Source organism: Leucothrix pacifica, assembly GCF_003172875.1.
In the GTDB taxonomy this organism is placed as follows: Bacteria; Pseudomonadota; Gammaproteobacteria; order Thiotrichales; family Thiotrichaceae; genus Leucothrix; species Leucothrix pacifica.
The window spans coordinates 6,106-7,509 of the sequence record NZ_QGKM01000063.1 but is presented as its reverse complement, the minus strand read 5'-3'; the positions used below and the strand labels follow the sequence as shown (position 1 = coordinate 7,509).

Genomic DNA, 1,404 nt, shown 5'->3' with positions numbered 1-1,404 from the left:
TACATTTGCTCTTCCAAGGTGCAAATGAGTATTCCTCAGGAGTCGCTCAATGAATGTTGCGGGCATCATATTTAATACAGTAACAGCTATTTCAAAAGTGGCAGAGTGGTGATGTTTAGATCAGCTTTGCATTGCGTATTGTGTCGCTATTGCAGGAGCGGTAGCATACAAATCATAGGGCGCGTAACCCGGTAGCTTGAGGTGATGTCATGAAGAAAGCAGTGTGGTTAGCAATATTTTTCGCAGTTCTGATCTGGTCAGCTATTGATCCCAAAGACTATCCGACATGGTGGCTGGAGGTGTTACCTGCACTGATTGGCCTGGTCGTTTTGTTGCTCAGCTACAAAAACTTCCCGCTCACACCGCTGCTGTATACACTCATTCTGGTTCATTGCGTCATTCTTATGGTTGGCGGTCACTACACATACGCCGAAGTGCCGCTATTTGACTGGATACGCGATACCTTCGAACAATCCCGCAATAATTACGATAAGGTCGGACACTTCGCGCAAGGCTTTGTGCCGGTGATGATTGCGCGTGAGCTGATGATTCGTAAACAGCTGGTGAATGGTCGGGGCTGGATGCACTTTTTTGCACTGTGCTTTGTGTTGGCCTTTAGCGCTTGCTACGAACTACTCGAGTGGTTAGTGGCAGCCCTCAATGATGGCGCAGCGGAAGCCTTTTTAGGCACTCAGGGCTATGTCTGGGATACGCAGTCCGATATGTTGTGGGCACTCATCGGTGGTGTCACTGCGCTAGTATTACTGGCAGCAGTTCACGACAAGCAAATCAAANNGGAGGAGGAAATCATCTTACGCTTCAAATAATAGTGATTTTGTAGGTTAACTACAATCGAGTAAAATTATGTGTGGAGTTTAGAAAAAGTATACGTAAGATTTTAGCTCCCACCATACATCCCGCTGTCGCGTATCCGTACCTGATTCACCCACTTCTCAGTGCCTTTACCCAAACACATATTGTACTCATCACCATTGGCTAAGCTGGTGATGACGTTATATCCCATGCCCGGCGAGTGGTTCAGGCTAATCACTCTGCGCTCATCTGGCTTCATTTGTGTGAGGATGATTTTTTCCTGAGAGGATGCATTACCATGTTCAATGGTGATCAGAGGGATGGTCTCAGAACGCAGATTATGAAACTCAACAAACAAGGGTCTGCCGGGATAGCTGCTTTGCCAGACTTTGTGAGTGACAGAAGCCCCGAGTAGTGCAGAGGCGATAATAATTAGCAGGAGATTGCGGCGACTGAGTGTCATGGTGCAGCTCACAAATAGCAATGAAAGAGGCTAATTTAGCGCAGCTTTCATTGCTATGTCTTTGCGATAACTCAATTCTTGGAAGTTTGTTGCAGACCTTGGCTAGTAAGCCTGTGATTGTGTTTGTG

2 protein-coding genes are annotated in these 1,404 nt (G+C 46.6%); one reads left to right on the top strand and one right to left on the bottom strand.

Features of this window, described 5'->3' with window-relative positions:
* Positions 1 to 209: 209 nt before the first annotated feature.
* On the top strand, positions 210 to 827 hold the full coding sequence (locus tag DKW60_RS17695) for a DUF2238 domain-containing protein (RefSeq protein ID WP_109838997.1): 618 nt from the start codon (positions 210 to 212) through the stop codon (positions 825 to 827).
* Positions 828 to 898: 71 nt separating this feature from the next.
* On the opposite strand, the gene DKW60_RS17690 is transcribed toward DKW60_RS17695, so the two are convergent.
* Complete coding sequence (locus DKW60_RS17690; RefSeq protein ID WP_109838996.1) at positions 899 to 1,276, bottom strand: hypothetical protein; 378 nt, start codon at positions 1,274 to 1,276, stop codon at positions 899 to 901.
* Positions 1,277 to 1,404 lie beyond the last annotated feature (128 nt).

What these genes read in the sequence shown, in the direction of transcription:
- DKW60_RS17690 (WP_109838996.1), bottom strand. Translation starts at nt 1,276, where the DNA reads ATGACACTCAGTCGCCGCAATCTCCTGCTAATTATTATCGCCTCTGCA.